This window comes from Paraburkholderia haematera (assembly GCF_905220975.1).
In the GTDB taxonomy this organism is placed as follows: domain Bacteria; phylum Pseudomonadota; class Gammaproteobacteria; order Burkholderiales; family Burkholderiaceae; genus Paraburkholderia; species Paraburkholderia haematera.
In genome coordinates this window covers 101,976-121,473 of sequence record NZ_CAJNBK010000021.1, presented here as the reverse complement: position 1 = coordinate 121,473, position 19,498 = coordinate 101,976, and the positions used below count along the sequence as shown (strand labels likewise).

General features: G+C 64.0%; 15 protein-coding genes and 1 riboswitch. Of the genes, 7 read left to right on the top strand and 8 right to left on the bottom strand.

The window, feature by feature from the left end:
• Nucleotides 1-891: 891 nt before the first annotated feature.
• Entirely contained in the window at nt 892-1,839 is a 948-nt protein-coding gene (locus tag KHO23_RS27180) for a flagellar brake protein (protein ID WP_211614847.1), read from the top strand.
• Nucleotides 1,840-1,858: 19 nt separating this feature from the next.
• Here the strand turns inward: KHO23_RS27180 and KHO23_RS27175 are convergent, their stop codons facing one another.
• From KHO23_RS27175 to cobW, 4 genes are all read right to left on the bottom strand, one after another.
• A complete protein-coding gene (locus KHO23_RS27175) occupies nt 1,859-2,449 on the bottom strand; it encodes a vWA domain-containing protein (RefSeq protein ID WP_211614845.1) in 591 nt (196 codons plus the stop codon).
• Between the two features lie 80 nt (nt 2,450-2,529).
• Nucleotides 2,530-3,594: an ATP-binding protein gene (locus KHO23_RS27170; RefSeq protein WP_211614843.1), complete on the bottom strand. Its 1,065-nt coding sequence runs from the start codon at nt 3,592-3,594 to the stop codon at nt 2,530-2,532.
• Nucleotides 3,591-7,391 carry a cobaltochelatase subunit CobN gene (gene cobN, locus KHO23_RS27165; protein WP_211614841.1) on the bottom strand — a complete coding sequence of 1,267 codons (3,801 nt, stop codon included), beginning with the start codon at nt 7,389-7,391 and terminating at the stop codon, nt 3,591-3,593. Before cobN ends, KHO23_RS27170 begins: the two co-directional genes overlap by 4 nt.
• Before the next feature lie 6 nt (nt 7,392-7,397).
• On the bottom strand, nt 7,398-8,498 hold the full coding sequence (gene cobW, locus KHO23_RS27160) for a cobalamin biosynthesis protein CobW (RefSeq protein WP_328822007.1): 1,101 nt from the start codon (nt 8,496-8,498) through the stop codon (nt 7,398-7,400).
• 196 nt (nt 8,499-8,694) lie between these two features.
• A riboswitch (cobalamin riboswitch) is annotated at nt 8,695-8,974 on the bottom strand.
• A 343-nt stretch (nt 8,975-9,317) separates the two neighbouring features.
• Between cobW and cobA the strand changes: the two genes are divergently transcribed.
• From cobA to bluB, 5 genes are read left to right on the top strand one after another with little or no spacing between them, the layout of a single operon-like run.
• Nucleotides 9,318-10,079, top strand: a complete 762-nt coding sequence (gene cobA, locus KHO23_RS27155; protein ID WP_211614837.1) for a uroporphyrinogen-III C-methyltransferase — start codon at nt 9,318-9,320, stop codon at nt 10,077-10,079.
• Nucleotides 10,076-10,594, top strand: coding sequence for a cobalamin biosynthesis protein (locus tag KHO23_RS27150; RefSeq protein WP_211614834.1), 519 nt, complete (start codon nt 10,076-10,078; stop codon nt 10,592-10,594). Before cobA ends, KHO23_RS27150 begins: the two co-directional genes overlap by 4 nt.
• Entirely contained in the window at nt 10,591-11,193 is a 603-nt protein-coding gene (cobO, locus tag KHO23_RS27145) for a cob(I)yrinic acid a,c-diamide adenosyltransferase (protein ID WP_211614831.1), read from the top strand. The genes KHO23_RS27150 and cobO overlap by 4 nt, the downstream gene beginning before the upstream one ends.
• A 3-nt stretch (nt 11,194-11,196) precedes the next feature.
• The gene (locus KHO23_RS27140; RefSeq protein ID WP_211614829.1) at nt 11,197-12,513 is read left to right on the top strand and encodes a cobyrinate a,c-diamide synthase; all 1,317 of its coding nucleotides are present in this window, start codon (nt 11,197-11,199) and stop codon (nt 12,511-12,513) included.
• A complete protein-coding gene (gene bluB / locus KHO23_RS27135) occupies nt 12,497-13,156 on the top strand; it encodes a 5,6-dimethylbenzimidazole synthase (protein ID WP_211614827.1) in 660 nt (219 codons plus the stop codon). Before KHO23_RS27140 ends, bluB begins: the two co-directional genes overlap by 17 nt.
• A 10-nt stretch (nt 13,157-13,166) precedes the next feature.
• Here bluB and KHO23_RS27130 read toward each other — a convergent pair whose 3' ends face one another.
• The 4 genes from KHO23_RS27130 to KHO23_RS27115 all read right to left on the bottom strand — a co-directional run bounded on the left by KHO23_RS27130 (nt 13,167) and on the right by KHO23_RS27115 (nt 18,582).
• A complete protein-coding gene (locus KHO23_RS27130) occupies nt 13,167-13,811 on the bottom strand; it encodes a DUF4136 domain-containing protein (protein ID WP_211614825.1) in 645 nt (214 codons plus the stop codon).
• Nucleotides 13,808-16,327 carry a CHASE2 domain-containing protein gene (locus tag KHO23_RS27125; RefSeq protein ID WP_211614824.1) on the bottom strand — a complete coding sequence of 840 codons (2,520 nt, stop codon included), beginning with the start codon at nt 16,325-16,327 and terminating at the stop codon, nt 13,808-13,810. The genes KHO23_RS27130 and KHO23_RS27125 overlap by 4 nt, the downstream gene beginning before the upstream one ends.
• Nucleotides 16,328-16,393: 66 nt before the next feature.
• Nucleotides 16,394-17,782 (bottom strand): FecR family protein, encoded by a 1,389-nt coding sequence (locus KHO23_RS27120; RefSeq protein ID WP_211614873.1) that lies wholly within the window; start codon nt 17,780-17,782, stop codon nt 16,394-16,396.
• Between the two features lie 62 nt (nt 17,783-17,844).
• A complete protein-coding gene (locus KHO23_RS27115) occupies nt 17,845-18,582 on the bottom strand; it encodes a response regulator transcription factor (protein ID WP_211614823.1) in 738 nt (245 codons plus the stop codon).
• 681 nt (nt 18,583-19,263) lie between these two features.
• Between KHO23_RS27115 and KHO23_RS27110 the strand changes: the two genes are divergently transcribed.
• A complete protein-coding gene (locus KHO23_RS27110) occupies nt 19,264-19,479 on the top strand; it encodes a hypothetical protein (RefSeq protein ID WP_211614821.1) in 216 nt (71 codons plus the stop codon).
• Nucleotides 19,480-19,498 lie beyond the last annotated feature (19 nt).

The following is a 19,498-nucleotide window of genomic DNA, read 5'->3' as shown; positions in this document are numbered from 1 at the left end:
TGAGACTTGATACTTTCGCTTATGCCAGATCCCGAAGAACCTGGCTCGCGTCGCGCATCAAGCGCCCACACTTATCGGCTGTTAATTTTTAAAGATCGATTACGCATTCACCACCAAAACCGCACCAGACTTCCAGCTACCCGGCACCGCTTCGTTCTGCGTCGCTGCATCAGCAGCAGAGAAACGAGATTATGGAGATCGGTCGGCATGTCGTCAATCCCCCTTGTGCAATTATTTTCAAAAAGTTGAGCCCCACCAAACCAGTCCCTACACAAGCACAGTAAAAAATAGTTAGTTATCCGACCTAACTCAGCCCAATACCAGTGATTGCAACTTTTTGCAAGCGAGAAACGCCAACTACCGAGCGACCTCGCGCCACGAGACCCTGGAGACACAGAGCGCGAAGGACGGAGAGTAGAAACCGCGGGCAAGCGCGAAGACAAGCAAGAAGAAGCAGAAAGAAACAAGAACAAACAGAGCACAAGAAGCGCGAACACGGAGTGTGGTTTTGTGAAGTACGCGTCGGCGCGCGCAGCGCCGCCGGAGGTATGACGGCTTTGTCACCAGGGCTGAATATGCGAGGGCACGGATTCCAGATGCACCACTACCGCGACTGCGCGGGGGACCCGCTTAAGAATTAGCGGTTTGAGCCGCTTTCTCTTGCTTACTTCTCTTTGCGGCAGGCAAAGAGAAGTGAGTGCCGCCCCGCACAGGGGCGACGCTAATAGACCGGTAAGAAAACAAGGAGAGGCCAACGCCACAGGCAAACGTCACAGGCCAACGCCATAGCCAAACGCCACAGGCAAACGCCACAGGCAAACAAAAACCGCTAAAGCTCCCCCCAACCGCAGCCGTAAACAAGTAATCCCGCCACATATTTAGCAGCCGACCATGGAAAACCCAGCAGAAGCCCGCGCCGAAGCCCAAGCAGAAGCCCAAGCCGCCACCACAACCCTGACACCGGAAGCAGTCCCCGTAGGCACCCCACTCCCCTGGCCGATCGCAGACTCCGACGGCACACTCCTCTTCGCCAGTGGCACAATCCTGGCGACCACGGACGAGCGCAAATTCCTGTTCGACAACTTCCACCCGCACCGCGGCGACCTGCTGGACACAGCAAAGCAACCGGAATCCCAAACCGGCCACTCCGCCGACGCCACGAGCAATCTCACACTAAAGGACATGCACCTGACGATAGGTGCATTAATAGGCATACGCTCCCAGCTCGGCAGCGGCGCCCCGATGCATCCATGCCGCATCATCGGCTTTGCGCCCAACCACGCGCTCTTCGTCACACCGCCACTGCAAGATGGCCGCATCCTCCCGCTCGGTCTCGGTGAAAACATCGAGATCGTCGCCATCGCGAGCCACGCCGTGTTCCGTTTCGTCTGCACGGTCGAGGCCGTGTGCCGCGCCCCATTCGACTACGTGGTGCTGTCGAAACCCGGCGTAATCCGCCGCCTGCGCGAACGCAAGTCGATCCGCGTCCATGCGCACCTCGCGGTGCGCTTCGGCATCGGCGAAACGGGCGATTCATATGAAGGTTTGGGCCTCGCCAAAAGCATCAGCGCGCTCGGCATGTCGCTAACCGCCTCATGGACGCTGGGCGCAGTCGGCGAACGGCTGCGCGTCGCCTTCTGCCTCAAATCGACGGAATTGCAAACCGAGATCGAAACGACCGCCGTCATCCGCAATGTGCAGAAAGGCAGCGCGCCGGGAGAGCCGTCGACCCATGGCCTCGAACTCGATCAACTCGACGTCGCGCAGCAGATGGCGATGAAAGTATTCGTATTCGACCGTCAGGACGATGTGCAGTACTGGTCCAACGGCTTGAAATAAGCGCACGAAAACGCGCTGCTCAGGCGATCAGTTCGTCCGGCGTAAGCAGCGCCGCGCCCCATGCATCGGCCAACGCATGGCAGCGGCCCAGCCGTATCGCCTCCCGCTCGAAATCGACGAATACCACTTCGTCCGCGTGACTCGGCCGCGCCGGCTGATCGCCACTGCGACCGTCGGTCAGGATCCACAGCCAGCGCTGCTGCGCGGGCTTGCGCCGGGCGCTGCGCTCCAGTACCTGCGCAGCCCGACGCACGCCGGACGCGAGCGGCGTGCCACCGCCTCCGCCCACCGGCCGTAGCCACCGCTCGTTCCACCAGCGCGGCACAGCGGGGCCGAAACGCAGATCGGCCCCGGCACCGCCAAAACACACCAGCGCCGCCTCGGCGCGCGCGGCGCTTGCGCGGTCGAACAACGCAATCAGCAGACCCTTGGCGAGTGCAAGGCGCTGCCCGCCAAGCATGGAACCGGAACAATCGAGCACGAAACAATGCAGCACACCGCCTTGCGGCGCCTCGTGCACGAAACGCAGATGCTCGGCGCACAGCGTGTTCCGGCGCTTTGCGGTGAGCGTCGGCAGCCATGCAATGCGCTTGCCCGGCGCACCTTGCAAACGGCTACGCGAACCTGCGCCGGCACCTTGCCGCCATCGAAAACCGCTGCGCGAGTCAGCGGCGGCGCCCTTCCGATGGCTCAGCGTTTTTTTGCGTTGAGCGGAATGACCCCTTTGACTTGCGCGACGCCCGCGGGCTGCGGCGGCAAGTAACCCCAATCGCTATCGGTAGCAGCCGCGTCCGGCGCCGCACCTTCCGAAAGTTGCGAGGACGCGGCATCCGCATCGTCAGCGGTCCGCAGTGGCGCTTCGCTCTCGCGTGCGTCACCCCCGGCGCGCGTTTCGCGATCGTGACGACGATGCGCCAACACCGCCTCAGCGACCCGCCCGACGTGCTCCGTCGTGACCGCAGCCGCCTGCTCCAGCGCCGCCAATGCTCGCGCTGCGCGCAACATCACCAGATCGGCCCGCAAACCGTCGACCGCCGCGCCGATGCACAGTGCGCTGACGTGCGCATGCACGGCGTCGTCGAAGCCGAGTTGCGGCAGTGCTTCACGCGCCGCACGAATCCGCTGAACATAGGTTGACTGTTGCTGCGTATAGCCAGCGAGAAAACCCTGCGGATCGAGATCGAACGCCAGACGTGCCTTGACGATCTGCTGACGCACCCGCGCCTCAAAACAGTTCTGCAACTCGACCATCAAACCGAAGCGATCGATCAGTTGCGGCCGCAACTCGCCTTCTTCCGGATTCATCGTGCCGATCAGCACAAAGCTCGCATCGTGACTATGCGAAACCCCATCGCGTTCGACGGTATTCACGCCACTGGCAGCCGCATCGAGCAACGCGTCGACGAGCGCGTCGGGCAGCAGATTCACTTCATCGACATACAGCACGCCGCGATGCGCTTTCGCGAGCAAGCCAGGCGAAAAGCGCACGGAGCCGTCGCGCAACACGGTTTCGATATCGAGCGTGCCGATCAACCGGTCTTCACTCGCGCCGAGCGGCAGATTCACCCATTGTCCCTCCGGCAGCAACTCGGCGAGCGCGCGCGCCGCGGTCGATTTCGCCGTGCCGCGCGGCCCGCTCACCAGCACGCCGCCCAGACCCGGATCGATCGCAGCCAGTAACAACGCCTGCTGCAACGGCGTCTGGCCGATCAGCGCAGCAAAGGGAAAAACGGGCCGTTGGGTCGCAGCGTTCATGTTTGCATTCCTTCGATCTGCTGCTCGCTCGCAAGCAGATGCTGTTCAACTTGCGCGCGATAGTCGCCGGGCGCCTGCCACAGACCGCGCTGCATCGCTTCGAGCAGACGCTCGCAGATCGAATGCATGGCGTGCGGATTGTGCCGCTGCAGGAACTCGCGCGTATCGGCGTCGTTCAGATAAGCATCGGTGACGAGCGCATATTGATGATCGGCGATCACGCGCGCGGTTGCATCGTAGCCGTAGAGATAGTCGACCGTCGCGGCGATCTCAGCAGCGCCTTTGTAGCCGTGACGCTTCACGCCGTCGAGCCATTTTGGATTGACCACCCGCGAGCGGATCACGCGCGCGATCTCTTCATGCAGCGTGCGCACGCGCGGCGCGGCCGGGTTGCTGTGATCGGCGTGATAGATCTGCGGCTGATCGCCTGCCAGATGCCGCACGGCCGCGACCATGCCGCCCTGAAACTGGTAATAGTCGTTCGAATCGAGCAGGTCGTGCTCGCGGTTGTCCTGGTTCTGCAGCACGACGTCCATCGCGGCGAGACGTGTGCCGAATGCATGGCGCGCCTCTTCGCCGGCACTTTTCTGCGTGTAGGCGTAACCGCCCCACGCCTGATAGGCGTTCGCCAGATCGGCGTCGGTTTGCCATTGCTGCGAGTCGATCATCTCCTGCAAACCCGCGCCATACGCGCCGGGCCGCGCACTGAAGACGCGCCAGCCGGCGCGCTTGCGCGCCTCGGCGGCGTCCATGCCGCGCGCCATCAGCGCGTCGCGTTCGCGCAGCACGCGCGCGCGGATCGGGTTCATATCTTCGGGCTCGTCGAGTTCGGCCACAGCCTGCACGGCGGCATCGAACAGATGCATCACGTTCGCGAAGGCATCGCGGAAAAAGCCGGACACACGCAAGGTAACGTCGATGCGCGGGCGATCGAACGCTTCGATCGGCATGATCTCGAAGTCGGTCACGCGATGACTGCCCGGCGCCCACTTCGGCCGCACGCCGATCAAGGCGAGTGCCTGGGCGACATCGTCGCCGCCGGTGCGCATGGTGGCGGTGCCCCATACCGAGAGTCCGATCGCGCGCGGATAGTCGCCTTTTTCCTGCAAATGCCGTTCGATCAACTGCTGCGCGGATTTCAAGCCGAGCGACCACGCCGCTTGCGTCGGAATGGCGCGCGTATCGACCGAATAGAAGTTGCGGCCAGTGGGCAGCACGTCAGGCCGTCCACGCGAAGGCGAACCGCTCGGCCCCGGCGGCACGAAACGCCCCTCGAGACCGCGCTTCAGATTCGACATTTCCTGCGGACCACAGGCATCGAGCCGCGGCAATACATCGTTGCGCAGACGCTCGATCACACATTCGGCTTGGGGCAACGTCCCGCTCGCGGGCGCCGCACCGGACGCTTCATCGCCACACACGTCACGCAACATCTCGGCCGCCAGCAATTCCAGACGCTCGCGTGTATCGCCACAGTGCCGCCACGGCGCGTCGCTTACCTGCTGCAATACGTCAGGACGAGGACCGTCCCACGCCGCCGACCCATCCACCGACAGCGGGTCGAACAGGTGATCCATCCGCAGATCGCGCGCCAACGCATCGATCAAACCGGCTTTGCCGCCCCGGCCGTCGCCGATCGGAAAACGTCCCAAAGCCAGCAACGTGTCGCGCCGCTGCACGCCAGCGGGCGATTGCCCGAACGTATGCAAACCATCGCGAATCTGCGCCTCCTTCAACTCGCACAGCCAGGCATCGACGCGCGTCAGCAGCACGTCTTCATCGTCCTGACCGTTCGGCTCCGCGAGACTGAGCTCGTGATGCAGTTTATGCTCGACGATGGTCGCGAGAATGGTGCGCCTCAACAGCTTCGAGCGGCGCGGGTCAACCATCAGTGCTTCATAGTATTCATCGACCTGGCGCTCGAGATCCTGCAGCGGCCCGTAAGTTTCGGCGCGCGTGAGCGGCGGCATCAGGTGATCGATGATGACAGCCTGCGCGCGGCGCTTTGCCTGACTGCCCTCGCCCGGATCGTTGACGATGAACGGATACAGATGCGGCATCGGCCCCAGAATCAGATCGGGCCAGCAGGCATCGCTCAAAGCGACGCTCTTTCCCGGCAGCCATTCGAGATTGCCGTGCTTGCCGACATGCACGACCGCGTCGATGCCGAACTGATGACGCAACCAGAAATAGAACGCCAGATACGCATGCGGCGGCACGAGTTCAGCATCGTGATAGCTCGCGTAATCGCCCTGCTCGCGCGAACGCGAAGGCTGAATGCCGACGAACACCTGTCCGCAGCGCCAGCCCGCGATCATGAATCGGCCGCGCCGCAACGTTGGATCCTGTTCTGGCGAACCCCAGCGGGCGTTCAGCGCATCGCGGGCTTCCGCGGGTAACGCGTTGAAATACACAAGATAGTCATCGAGCGCAAGGCTTTGCAACGCGGGCCGCAAGTCGCGCACCACCGGATCGTTGGTCACGCCTTCGGTCAGTTGCTTCAGGAGGGCGTCGCCGTCGGCAGGCAAGCCGGCGAGGCGATATCCCTCATCGCGCAGCATGGACAGAATGCCGACCACCGAGGCCGGCGTATCGAGCCCCACGCCATTGCCGATGCGCCCTTCGCTCATGGGATAGTTGGCGAGAATCAGCGCGAGTTTCTTCTGCGCGTTGTCGAGCGTACGCAGACGGCACCAGCGGCGGCTCAGTTCGGCCAGGAAACCGACACGTTCGAGGTCCGGTTGATAACGGACCACATCGACTTCGGTGTGCGGACAACGATAGGCGAGGCCCTTGAAGCTGATCGCCCGCGTGATGATGCGTCCGTCCACTTCCGGCAGCGCGATATGCATGGCGATATCGCGCGAGTTGAGGCCCTGATTGTCCTTGACCCAATCTTCGCGATTGCCGCCGCTCAGAATCACCTGCATCACGGGCGCGTCGCCAGCGAGCGCAAGCGGCTCGGGATCGTCGATGGCGGACGCGGCAAACGCCGTGGTATTCAGCACCAGAGCGACATCATGTTGTGCGCACAACTGTTGCACGACGTCGCGGCTCATTGCATCTTTCAGCGAGGTAATCGCGATCGGCAGCGGATTCAGCCCTTGTGCTTCGAGCGCGTCGATCAGGGCATCGAACACGGCCGTGTTGGCCGCTTGCAGATGCGCCTTGTAGAACAGAATCGCAGCGACAGGCGCGCCCTCACGCCAGCGCGCCTGCCAGTCGGCCACCGTCGGCGTATCGCGTTCAGGATGGTAGAGCGTCGCGGCAGGCAGCGCGCGCGGCGGCGCAGGCTCTTGCCCCCACCCAAGCGAGCGGTATGCGATGCAGCGCAGGAACGCCTCGGCATTCTGCGCACCGCCTTCACGCAGATAGCGCCATAGCTGATGACAGAGATCGGCATCGGCAGTGCTGCGCGCGAGCAGGTTCGGATCTTCCTGCAGATCGCCGGAGAACATCGCGAGCGTTTGCTGCTTGCGTTCGGCGAGGGCGACCACCTGTTCGATTCCGTACGGCCAATACGCCTCGCCGCCTAGATGATCGACCACCACGACGCGCGCATGCTGCAACACGTCTTCGACATAGAAATCGACCGATGCCGGCTGCCGCAAATACGTGACGTTCGCGAGCCGCACGCTCGGAAACCCCTCGCCCAGACGAGGAAATACGCTCGCGAGCAGCGACAGCGTGGTGTCGGCGGAACTGAGCACCACGATATCGGCGGGCCGCTGATCGATACGGATCACGCCTTGCGTATCGTCGACAAAACCGCCCGGCGTGGTGCGCAGCAGATGCATGACCGGTTACGCCTGTTGCGGCTGGGCGTTCGCGACGGCGCCCAAGGCAACGTTGAACGCCTGTTGCAGCGCGGCCTGGTCGAGGTCTTCACCGATCAGGACGAAGCGGCTTTGCTGCCCTTCGCCAGCTTCGCCCGCCTGCCAGCGCCTGTCGAAGTAGCTATCGAAACGCCGGCCCACACCCTGAATCACCAGACGCATCGCCGCGCCCGGCAACGCCGCGAACCCTTTGACGCGGTAAATCGTGTTCGTTTCGACAAGCCCTTGCAACGCTGCGATCACGGCCTCGCGCGAAGCAACATTCGCGTGCACCACAACCGAATCGAATTCGTCGTGATGGTGATCGGCATCCTCGGCCGAACCGTGGTGATCGTGGCGCAAGTGGATCGTTTCTTCCGAGGCCGCTTCGAGACCCAGCAACGTATGCAGATCGAGCTGGCCCATCTGCGCGCGCACGATCTTCACTTGAGGCGGAATTTCTTCGCGGATGACGGCTTCGACAGCCGCCTGATGCGATTCGTTGAGCAAATCCGTCTTGTTCAGAATCACCAGATCGGCCGCCGACAATTGATCTTCGAACAATTCGTGCAGCGGCGATTCGTGATCGAGATTCGGATCCGCCTTGCGCTGCGCATCCACGGCGACCGGGTTGTCGGCGAACTGGCCGCTCGCCGCAGCCGGGCCGTCAACCACGGTGACGACCGCGTCGACGGTAAAGCTGTTCTTGATCTGCGGCCAGTTAAACGCTTGTACCAGCGGTTTCGGCAACGCGAGACCGGAGGTTTCGATCAGCACGTGATCGATCTGCTCGCGGCGCTCCACGAGTTTTTCCATCACCGGGAAAAACTCTTCCTGCACGGTGCAGCATAGGCAGCCGTTCGCGAGTTCATACAGTTGGCCTTCGGTTTCGACGCCGTTTTCGTCGCAGCCGATGCCGCAACCCTTGAGGATTTCCCCGTCGATGCCGAGTTCGCCGAACTCGTTGACGATCACCGCGATGCGCTTGCCGCCCGCATGCTGAAGAATGTGCCGCAACAGGGTGGTCTTGCCGCTGCCGAGAAAGCCCGTAACGATGGTGACGGGGATCTTGCGCATTTGAGTTTGCATTGTGAGGTCCATCCGTAAGCGTTGCGCGTGTACGCTGGTGCGTCCTCGCGTATGTCTCTATAGACCGGGCCAACGGGGCACAAGCCCCAAAGCACGACAATAACCACACACGGGGACGAACAACGGCGTTGCCAAAGCAACAGAAAAACAGAAAACGGGAATGAAGTCATGAACGCGCCGCCGCATCCCCGCGGAGGTCGTTCTTCGTAGTCTGGCCGGTATCCGGGCTGGCGAAAGCGCCGCTTCCCCTTCCCGGACGAGTGGTTTCTCGCCCAGTGGTTATATGCCGACGCGGCCTTGCGCGTGGACATCGAAGCCGGCTCCGCGGCGCCAGGCCATCAACCTGACACCGCTTTTCGCTTACCGTTGCGGGGGCAGCACAGGTTGGCCCGGTCCGTTGCAGGTGGGCCCCCTGTTTCCCGTTTAACTGCATGCGCACGAGCGCGCACACGAGCACCAAAGTGCGTGCGAGTTTAGGCCGAGAGCCCCGTGCCGTCAAGGAAACGCGGGCCGCGACAAGGCCTTTCCGCAGTGCCGGTGCGGCCTGCCCTGTGCTATCGTATGCGCGCGTTTGGTGCCCGTATTTGCGCTCGCGTGTGCAGTTAAACGGGAAACAGACCGCGCTTGCCGCGCTCAACCTGTGTTGTCCCCGCAACGGTAAGCAACCCGCGGTGCTTTCGCGTCGCGCATGCGTTTTTGATGCCACTGTCTGACAAATAATCCGTAGCGCCGCATGACCTCAATTTCCGCCGCCTCCAGCCTCCTCGCGCCTCACCCGCTCCCGCTTGTCACGACATGGCGCGCGCCGTGCATGCCGCAATGAGCCGCGCCTGGCTGATCGGCGCCGGCCCCGGCGATGTCGAACTGATGACGCTCAAGGCGACGCGTGCTCTCGCGCAAGCCGATGTGGTGCTGGTCGACGATCTGGTGAACCCCGATGTTTTGCAGTTCGCGCGCGCCGACGCGCAGGTCGTGTACGTTGGCAAACGGGGCGGCCATCCGTCGACGCCGCAGGACGGTATCGTCGCGCAGATGCTCGAGCACGCGCAGGCCGGGCGCAGCGTCGCGCGTTTGAAAGGCGGCGATCCATTCGTGTTCGGCCGTGGCGGCGAAGAACAGCAGGCGCTGCGTGCAGCGGGTATCAGTGTGGAGGTGATCAACGGCATCACCGCCGGGATTGCGGCACCTGCGGCAATCGGTATTCCCGTGACGCATCGCGATTACGCGCAAGGCGTGGTGTTCGTCACCGGGCACGGCGCCGGCAGCGGCGAGCCGGACTGGGCCGCGCTCGTCGCCACACGGATGACGCTGGTGATTTACATGGGCATGCGGCGGCTGAACGATATCACCGGTGCGTTGCTCGCGGCTGGCATGAGCGCCGACACACCGTGTGCGGCGATCGAATCGGCTACGCGTCCCGAGCAAAGGCATGCGCTCGCTCAACTCGGCGAGTTCGCGAATGCGGTTTCGCGCGCCGGACTCGGCTCGCCCGCGATCGTGGTGATCGGTGGCGTGGCGTCGCTGGCGTTGGCGCGAGATGCTGTGAATACCGGTGCGGTCGGCGCGCTGGACGCGCAATGAAAACTCTCGCTATCGGCATTGGTTGTCGCTTGCATAGCTCGGCCGAGCAGATCGAAGCGGCCGTGCGTGCCGCGCTCGGCTCGCACGCATTCGATGAAATCGGCGCGATTGCCTCAATCGACACCAAAGCGCACGAAGCCGGCCTGCTTGAATTCTGCGCACGTCACGCGCTACCGCTGAAGCTGTTCAGCCGTGCGCAGATTGCGGCGATTTCAGTGGACGAGCCGTCGGCCGCCGCACGCGAGCATCTTGGCCTCGACGGTGTCTGCGAACCCTGCGCGTTGCTCGCTGCCGCGGCCGAAGAATCTGATCTGGCCAGTGCACCTCGTACGGCGCTTGCATCGGAAGCGTCAACCGCCTCGGTTGGAGAATCGATTGCGCCCGATACCCTCAATGCACGGTTACTCGCCCGCAAAACCATCCACGACGGCATCACGGTAGCGATAGCCTCGACCTCCGCCAAGCCCGCCCGCGAACACACAAACCACGCCCCTCAAGAACAGGACCCTTCATGAAGACCGACCCCGAATCGCATCAACGCATGACCGAACGCCGGCGCGAAGGCCACGAGAAAAAGCAGGCCAGCGCCACCGTCGAAAAAGGTCTGCTAATCGTCAACACCGGCACCGGCAAAGGCAAGACCACCGCCGCGTTCGGCATGGCCGTGCGCGTGCTCGGGCACGGCATGCGCCTCGGCGTCGTGCAGTTCATCAAGGGCGCGCTGCATACCTCGGAGCGCGACTTCCTCGGTGCGATCGCCCATTGCGACTTCGTCACGATGGGCGACGGCTACACCTGGAACACCCAGGATCGCGACGCCGACATCGCCACCGCGCGCAAAGGCTGGGCCGAAGCGCGCCGGATGATCGAGAGCGGCGACTATCAGATGGTGATCCTCGACGAACTGAACACGGTGCTGAAGTACGAATACCTGCCGCTCGACGAAGTGCTGTCCGTACTGAACGCGCGCGCGGCGATGCTGCACGTGGTGGTGACCGGCCGCCATGCGCCCGACGCGCTGATCGAAGCCGCCGACCTCGTCACCGAAATGCGCATCGTCAAGCACCCGTATCGCGAGCAAGGCGTGAAAGCGCAGCGCGGCGTGGAGTTCTGAGCAATGTCCGAGGGGACTTCCGTCGTAGCCTGCCCCGCCCTGTTCATTAGCGCGCCCGCGTCGGGTCAGGGCAAGACCACGATTACCGCGGGTCTCGCGCGCTACCACCGGCGGCTGGGCCGGCGCGTGCGCGTGTTCAAGACGGGCCCCGATTTTCTCGACCCGATGATTCTGGCGCGTGCCAGCGGCGCGCCGGTCCTGTCGCTCGATCTGTGGATGGTGGGCGAATCGGCCTGCCAGAATCTGCTCGCGCAGGCGGCGGCTGAAGCGGATCTGATCCTGATCGAGGGCGTGATGGGTCTGTTCGACGGCACGCCGAGCAGCGCGGATCTGGCAACCACGTTCGGCGTGCCGGTGCTCGCGGTGATTTCAGCGAAAGCGATGGCGCAGACCTTCGGCGCGGTCGCCTTCGGCCTCGCGCAATTCAGGCCGCAGGTGCCGTTTTACGGCGTCCTCGCCAATCGCGTCGGCTCGCCAAGGCACGCGCAGATGCTCGAAGAGGCATTGCCGCCGGCACTGCGCTGGTGTGGATCCATCAGCGGCAACGACGAAATCGAGTTGCCCGATCGTCATCTTGGCTTGCACCAGGCCGAGGAGATCGCCGATCTGGAGACGCGTCTGGATCGCGCCGCCGATGCGCTCGCGCACACCGCGCTGACTGAATTACCGCCGCCGGTCGAATTCGGCGTGCCCGCGCCAGAAGCACTGCCGCGCCTTCTGCAAGGCAAGCGCATCGCCATTGCGCGCGATGCGGCGTTCTCGTTCATCTATCCGGCCAACGTCACGCTATTGGACGCGCTCGGCGCGCAGGTCGACTATTTCTCGCCGCTCGCCGACGAAGCCCTGCCGGAACACACCGACGCCTTATACCTGCCCGGCGGCTATCCCGAACTGCACGCGGCCGTGCTCGCAGGCAATGCGCGCAGTGCCGCAACGATTCGCGCGCACGCGGCCGCCGGCAAACCGATCGTCGCCGAATGCGGCGGTATGCTCTACCTGCTCGACCAGTTGACCGACACGCACGGCGTCAGCACGCCGATGCTCGGCCTGCTGCCTGGCCATGCCACAATGCAAACGCGCTTCACCGCGCTCGGCATGCAACAGATCGACAGTCTGCACGGTCCAATGACCGGCCACACGTTTCATTACTCGAAGCTGACGACGCCGCTCACGCCGCTGCGTTCAGCCACCCGGCCACAGAGCGATGCCCCCGGCGAGGCGGTGTTCCGCGCCGGATCAATCGTGGCGACGTATATGCATGCTTATTGGCCCTCCAACCCGGCCTTCACGGCCGCCCTGTTCCATGGCGAAGCCTTTTAACGATTCCGAGCGCGAAGCCGTCTACCGCGCGATTTACGAACGGCGCGACATGCGTCACTTCGTGCGCGAGCCGGTCGACCCTGCCGTGTTGCAACGCCTGCTCGACGCGGCGCATCACGCACCGAGCGTCGGCTTCATGCAGCCGTGGCGCATCGCGCGCATCACCGATCCGGCGCTGCGCATGGCTCTGCATGCAACGGTCGAAAACGAGCGCCTCGCCACCGCCGACGCACTCGGCAAGCGTCGCGAAGAGTTCATGAAGCTGAAAGTGGAAGGCATGCTGGAGTGCGGCGAACTGCTGGTGATGGCGCTGATGGACGGCCGCGAGCGGCACGTCTTCGGACGCCGCACCTTGCCGGAGATGGACCTGGCTTCCGTGGCATGCGCGATCCAGAACATGTGGCTGGCCGCGCGCGCGGAAGGCCTGGGAATGGGCTGGGTGTCGCTATTCGACGTCGACGCGGTCCGCCAGTTGCTGCACATGCCCGAGGGCGCGCGGCCCGTGGCGATCCTGTGTCTCGGCCACGTCGATCAGTTCTATAGCGAACCGATGCTGGAAACCGAGCGCTGGGCAAGCCGTATGCCGCTCGCCGATTGCGTGTTCGAAAACCGCTGGCCGGACAGCGGCAAAGCGCCGGAATAAGGCGGCTGTTTTACGGCTGAGGAGGCTGAACCGGTTTAAGCGACACCACCTCCGGCACGCCGCCCGTGTTATCGGGGCGCAGTTTCACGCGCCAGTCGGGCGGCGCATCGAACGGAAATTTAGCCAGCGCGCTTTTCACGAGCAGCGGCATGGCGTGCAAGGGATCGGCATCGCGATCGCTGCTGGCCGCGCTCACTTTATAGACTTCCTGTCCGCTCGATCGCTCGAAAAATCGCAGCGTCAACGCGTGCTGATAAGCGCGTCCGCCGAACAGCGAAAACGGCGGTTCGGGCGAGCGCTCGCATGTACCCGGCGCGCAATCCTTCGCGCCCACACCGACCGTGGCTGGCCGCGTGGCATACGCAATCGACAATAAATAGTGCGCGGACTGGCCCGCCGTATCGGTGAAGCCGTTCTTCGCCAGTTCATCACGCAGCAGGGTTTCAAATTGCGGATGGTCCGCGCTGGCATCCTGCGACGGCATGCGCGCAATCGTATAGGTGCGCTCGCCCTGCAGCACGGCCGAAGGGTTCGCCGTGTGCACGTCGGCGTTCAAACCCGCGCATCCGGTCAGACTCGCCGCGGCCAGCACGGCACAGATCAATATCGCTTTCACCAGATTCTCGCTTCGATAAGGTGAGGGTTCATAGGTCATGAGCGCGCGGTTGCGGCGGAATCGGACTGCGCGTCGTCGAGTGCCGGCAAGCAAATCGTGAAAGCCGTGCCCTTGCCAGGCGCGCTGACCACGTCGACATTGCCGCCATGGCGCGTCACGACGGTTTTGACAAACGCCATGCCCAATCCCGCACCGCCTACTTCAGGCCGCTCCGTCTCGTGAAAGCGCCGGAAGCGCTCGAACAGACCCGCCTGCTGCTCCTCGGGAATACCGTAACCTTCGTCGCGAATCGTACACGACACGCGTTTTACCGCGCCAGGCGCGGCCGCCTGCGCAAGGCCACCCGTGGTGCCGAGGCCCTTCAGGCTGCACGTGATCCGCGTATCCGGCGGACTGTACTTGACCGCATTGTTCAGAATGTTGACGAGCGCGCGCGTCATCAGCGAGCGGTCGGCGCAGATCCAGTGACCCTCGTCCTCCCCTTCAGCCGCCTCGCCGCCCGTATCGGTTTGCAGCGTGATGCGTTTGGCGTGGGCCTGCGGCCAGACCTCGTCGCTGGCGTCGATCATCAGCTCGGTCATGCTCACCGGTTCGAGCACATAGGTTTGCGATTCGGCGCGCGCGAGTTGCACGAAATCGTCGGCCAGCGTCAGCGCCCGCTGCGCGTAGCGCTCGATGCGCTCCAGCAGGCCACGCGCAAGCACCGGTTCACTGCGCGCCCGCTCGATCTCCACCAGCGCCAGAATCGAAGCCTGCGGCGAGCGCATATCGTGCGACAGCAGCCGCAAGGCGTCTTCCCGTTGACGCTCGGCCGCATGCAAGGCCGACACGTCGACGAGACCCGCGATCCAGCCCGTGGTCTCGCCTTGCTCATTCGTGCAATTCGCATAGCGCAGCAGATGGTCGCGTTCATGAGCATCGCGCACCTCGACGCCTTGCGCCATCAGCGCGGCGAACTCGCGGCGCGCGGGATCGAGCAGCGCTGGCCACTGGGCATGCGCAAGCAGATTGTTTTCGGCGTCCGACGCCGAGCCGCTGTCGATGGTCTTGACCAGCGTCAGGCCGCCCAGCACCTCCCGCATCGGCCGGCCTTCCGGCAGCGGCGCTCCGAGGTGTGCGAAATGCGCCTTGGCGGCATGGTTTGCGATCAGCACGATACCCTGCACGTCGCTCACCAGGATCGGCTCGGGCATGCTGTCGAGGCTGTCCCACACGAAACGCTTCATGTCCTGCACGCGCTGCGCGGCCTGCGCCATCAGCGCCATATGCTGCTCCAGCACGTCGCCGCCGAACTCACGGCGGCGCTGGGGTGTTTCCGGCAGAAGGTGGGGCTCGTCGGCCAGGCGCTGCAGCTCCTCGCGCAGATAGGCCATCGTCATTTCGAGGCGCCGCCAGTTCCAGATCGGATACACCACGATCAAACCGAAGACCGCCGGCACCGGCGACATCCATAGCCGCGCGCCGTACAGCAAGACCGCACTGCCGGCTGTGGCGAGCGTACCCAACGCGACGGTCAGCAGCAATGAGCGGCGCGGCGACAGCACCAGGAAGCCGGCGAGCAGCGCGGCGAGCGGCAACAACGACACCGCGAACAGCACCCATGGCTCGGCAGGCTCGAGCTCACGACCGGTCAGCAGCGTATCGAGCACGTTCGCGTGGATATAGACACCGGGCAGCGGCCCCAGCTCGCCGGACACCGGTGTCGCAAAGCGGTCGTACAAGCCGGACGCCGTCACGCCGATCAGCACGATACGCCCGCGCAGTTGGTCCGCGGGGACGTTGCCCGCGAGCACACTGGCGAAACTCAGTTTCGTGTAGTTCTGCGCATTCAAACCGAAGGGGATCAGAAAACGGCTTTCGCCTTCGTCATTGCCATTGGATTGGGGCACCGCCTTGTCCGGCGACTGCCTGCGCGGCCGCTCGTTCAATTGCAGCGCGCCACGCTCGACGGCCTGTACGACCGGCACCATCAATTGCGGCCAGCGCGAGGCAGCGCCACCTTCGAAGCGGGCGACGCTGCGCACAATGCCGTCGCTGTCGACCTCGAGGTTGATATGCCCCAGCCCGGCCGCGGCTTGCGCTAGCGGCGCCACCGGTTCGACCGCGACACGCCGGCCGTCGCTGTCCGGCGGAGTCAGCAGCATCGGCAAATAGGTGGGACTCAGGGCGATTGCGCGGGCGAGCTGGGCGTCTTCCGGATTGGCTTCGGTAAAGAGCACGTCGTAGATCACCGCGGCAGGCTTCGCCTTTGCGATCTGTTCGAGCAGCCTCGCATGGACGCTGCGCGGCCATGGCCAGCGGCCAAGCTGCGCAATGCTGGCGTTGTCGATTTCGAGCACCACGATATCGCGCAGCAACGGTTGCGCGCGCAGGCTCAAGAAGCGGTCGTAGACCAGGTTATCGACGCTCGCGGTCAGACGGCCGAGCGAGCTGAGCAGAATCACCGCGATGCCCAGGCAGCCGATACCCACCCATTCGAGCAGAAAGCGACGGCCGGCGCGCCGTCCAAGACGGGCGCGCGGGTCGAGGCTCAGGCGCGTGGGTGGGTTCGGCAAAGCGTGACGTGGTTGAGAGCCAAGGAGACGGCTCGTTGTTGGCCCGGTCCCGTGAATCTACCAGCGTCAGCGCGCAAGCGTAAACGAGCGGACCGTGCTGCTCTTCTCATAGAAGCGGCCGTTTTCGAATTGCTCGGCGACGACCGTCCAATAGTAGACGCCGCCTGGCAGGTCGCTGACCACGAACTGGCCGCCCGTCAGATCGGTCCGGTCGACGAGCGGATGGCGCAGATCGGCGCTCGTGGCCAGCACGAAGCGAAAGCGCGTCTCGACCGTGGAACGGCTGACGAACCAGCGGAACTCGTAGTCGCGGCTGCCGGCACGCGGGCCCGCCGATGCCGCCAGACCCAGTTGACGCCGCTCGAAACCGTACACCTGCGGCAAGCCTTCGAGGCCGTTCGCGTCGATCGCGGCGATTCGGACGAAATACGTGCCGTCAGCCAGTTCGCCGAAGTCCGCATGCGGCGCACTCACCCGCAGATCGCGGATCAGGTCGAGCTGATCGGCATCGCGTGCAATCTGGACGCGATAGGCCACGGCGCGATCGTCGGGTACGAGATCGAAAGTGACGGTTTTGCCGTCCTGCACTTTGGCCGGCTCGGTGAGCGACGGCGCGGCGAGCAATTCCACCGGAGCGCCAATCGCGCTGCCTGTCCGTGTGACGCTGCCAAAGCGTGCCTTGACGAGTTGCGCGGACGCCTGCAGCGGCACGCCGGGCGGCGGCGCAAACGCCTGGCCGCCGGCTGCGGCCGGGTCGACGCCAACCGCGCCGTCCAGCACTTCCACCGCCGTGGTTCGCGCGTCGCCGTCGTAGGCGACCTTGAAGCGCGTACCGCGCACGCCCGCTACCACCGACGGCGAGCGGATCTGGAAGCGGTCGTCTTTTTTGGTGGCATGAGTGACCTGGCTATCGACTTCGCCATGCTGCAGATCGAGTACGCGATCACTCGCGCCCGTCAGGACGGTGCGCCGCAGCTTGTCGATGTCGAGCAGGCCGTCTTGCGACATGGTGACATGCGAGCCGTCCGGCAGCTCCAGCGTGACAAAACCGTTGTGGCCCGTGCGGATGTGATCGCCCTCGCCGAGCGTCGCGCCCGCCGAGAGCGGCGTGTAAGGATTCGTGCCGAACGCGTGCTCGGCCGGACCGCTCGTCGCAATCACGCGCGCCGACTCGGGATCCTGTTTGAGCCTGTCGGCCGGCAGACGCAGCGCGATCCCGGCCGGCATGCGGCGTGGCGCGGGCACGTGATTCAGGCGGCTCAACAAAGCCCAATCGCCGGCGTCGCGCAGATAGCGGCCGGCGATTTCGTACAACGTGTCGCCGTCGTGCGTCACGTAGGGAACATAGACCGGCGCGGTCGTTCTGGTACGCGGCTTCGGCGCACGGGACGATTGCGCATCCGCCGATACCGGCGCGAAACACGTCATCGCAATCAGACCGGCCGCCGCCAGCATCGCGCCGGTGCGGCGCCCCGGCGAGCCTGAACAGCCGGGCACTACCCCATCGAACGAAACCGTCACGCGTCCCCCGCTTCGCGGCGTTCTTCGGCCACCAGGGGCGGCGTGCCGGATTCGATCCGCTCGAGCCGGTACCCGTAGCCGTAGATCGGCGTCAGACGATAACCGTGCTCCGGACGCAAGCCGAGCTTGCTGCGCAGCATCGACACGTGCGTGTCCATCGTGCGCGAGGGAATGTCCGTCGCCTGCTTCCAGATCACGTCGAGAATGTGCGCGCGCGACAACGGCCGGCTCAGGTGCTGGAACAGCAGCAGCGCAAGCTCGAACTCCTTCGCAGTCACGGCGACGGTCGCGCCGCGCACCACCACGTGCTTCGCGCCCAGATCGAATTCGAATTCGCCGAACACTTCTTTCGCCGCGGGCGGCTTCAGGTGATACGCCCGGCGCAGCAACGAACCGACGCGCGCCAGCAGAACCGCCCCGGAGACCGGCTTGACGACGTAATCGTCCGCGCCGGTGTTGAGGATCGAGGTGATATCGATTTCGCGGCCGCGGCTCGTCATGAACAGGACCGGCAAGCGCTCGGAGAGGCTTTCGCGCACCCAGCGCAGCACCTCTTCGCCCGACATGTCGGGCACGTTCCAGTCGAGCACGAGCAGGTCGAACGTCTGGCGCCGCAACTGCCGCACCAGTTCGCGGCCCGCACCGAAAGCATGGCAAACGTGGCCAGCCGCCGACAGCGTTTGGCAAACAAGGTCGGCTTGCGCCGAATCGTCATCCAGGACTGCAATTCTCATAAAACCCCGCAATGCGACATCGTCCTTCGTAACTGGTGGCCGGCGAGCCGGCAGATGAACAAGATGACGGCGCTAGCACCGTCGATCCAGCTTCCTGTGTTCATCTGCGGCTGCACGCTTTTTCGATTAACGGTCCTTTGCCTCGCGCCCCGTTCAACTCTGCCGCCATCCCGTCTCGAAATTAGCGCGTATTTTTGCCTTTAGCGCGCGCATTACGAGGGGGCAGATCATCATAATCGAAAACGGCCGCTCTTTTCCCGGATGCGATTAAGCGGCTATCCGGCTGGCTCCATTCGGTTCGGTCATTGCGAACCGTTCTTTGGGCTTTCCCCAAAGGTCTCTCAGGCTCGGCCTGTTATTGAAATCGACCTCAATGGGTCGTTATTCGGGTCAGTTGGTCTCGCCCGCACGGTAGTTGGCCCCGTCTGCCTTTGTCATGGGCGGCCGTGGCCCGCATTCGGGTAACGGCGATTTGACAATTTGCGAGTCAGTATAGGAACAGTCTCAAAATAAATCGTTTAAAGATTGTCAAACCCATTTGAGGATGCGATTGCAGAAGGCGACGACCTTGCAGCCCTTGAGATGCTTGTGTCCGCTATACCCGAGGTTGTCGCCGCCTTTTTTTGCCGCAGTCGTCGTGCCGTCGCCGTGGATGATTGAAAGGTCCAGGAGCGGGTTCTGATGAAGAAGATGCACCGTGCCCGAAAAGACCCGGTCGATGTTGCCATCAGCCTTGCGGCGCAATACGGTCCGTGGATCGCTTTAAAATCTTTGAAAATGTATCCCGACGAACCCCAAAGGGGCGTGGACGTGAGCGCCTGCCTCGCTGACATCGAAGCGCACGGTTTTCACCTGACCGACGCACACCGCCCCATCACCCACCTGGTAACGGGCTGAGATCACCGAGAGGTTGCGA